This is a genomic window from Staphylococcus sp. GDY8P72P (assembly GCF_016890655.1).
Taxonomy (GTDB): Bacteria; Bacillota; Bacilli; order Staphylococcales; family Staphylococcaceae; genus Staphylococcus; species Staphylococcus arlettae.
The window spans coordinates 1-852 of record NZ_JAFEQJ010000056.1 but is presented as its reverse complement, the minus strand read 5'-3'; the positions used below and the strand labels follow the sequence as shown (position 1 = coordinate 852).

General features: G+C 29.0%; 2 protein-coding genes. Both read left to right on the top strand.

The features are described 5' to 3' along the window. Positions 1–451: DUF6038 family protein (locus tag JVU85_RS13885; RefSeq protein ID WP_239441242.1), on the top strand; the 451-nt coding region annotated here is incomplete at its 5' end. A 125-nt stretch (positions 452–576) separates the two neighbouring features. After that, a partial coding sequence (locus JVU85_RS13880; RefSeq protein ID WP_204172879.1) for a DUF927 domain-containing protein occupies positions 577–852 on the top strand: 276 nt, incomplete at its 3' end.

The window sequence follows — 852 nt, the reverse complement described above, 5'->3', positions numbered from 1 at the left end:
TATAAATCAATATAAAAACAGTACTTTTGATTTACAAAATTTTGAATCACGTCTAGACAATATAATAAATAGCTCCAAGCCATTAATATCAAACGATAAGTTTCTCAATATTTATAAAGAATTTTATTTGTCATTATCTAAATTTTCTAACCTATTTTATACTAATCGCCAATCTTATATTGATGATGGTATGAGTCCAAATCAATTAGAGAGCTTCTTAAATGACTTGTATCGAATTCATCTTTTATTAGATAAATATTCATTTAATGAAGATATTGAGCCACTTTCAAAAATAAACATTACCGAATTAACGAACGTTTTCCACTTATTTGAAGAAATAAAATCTACTCAAATTAAAGACGAAATCGTCAGTAAACAAGTCAATGATTTATCTAGTTGGTCTATCGCAAAAACTCTAAGTGAAACCTTAGACAATTTAAAATTTGAATAGCACTACCAAAGGAGGTCGTCCATTTTTTTTGTTTATGGACGACCTCCTTTTTTGCGTTTAATTCTCCTTTAATATGTATTTAGCAACACAAATTTAATGCTTATATAGCAAAGGAGAGATTTATTATGAGTAACAACATATTCAAGAAATATCCATACTGGTTAGATTCAACTGCATGGTATGAACTTATTCGAGCAAAAAACAAAAATGACGAAGATAAGATAATTCGTTTATCTAGTCCAATTATCATAGAAAACAAATTTCTCGACCCTACTACAGGGGTTGAGAAATTGACTATCACGGATGGTAAAAATATTGAACGTATTGAAACGTCAGATATTCTAACGACACAAAAGTTACCTAGACTGGTTATGTTTGGGTTCAGCATCAATGAAAAGTAC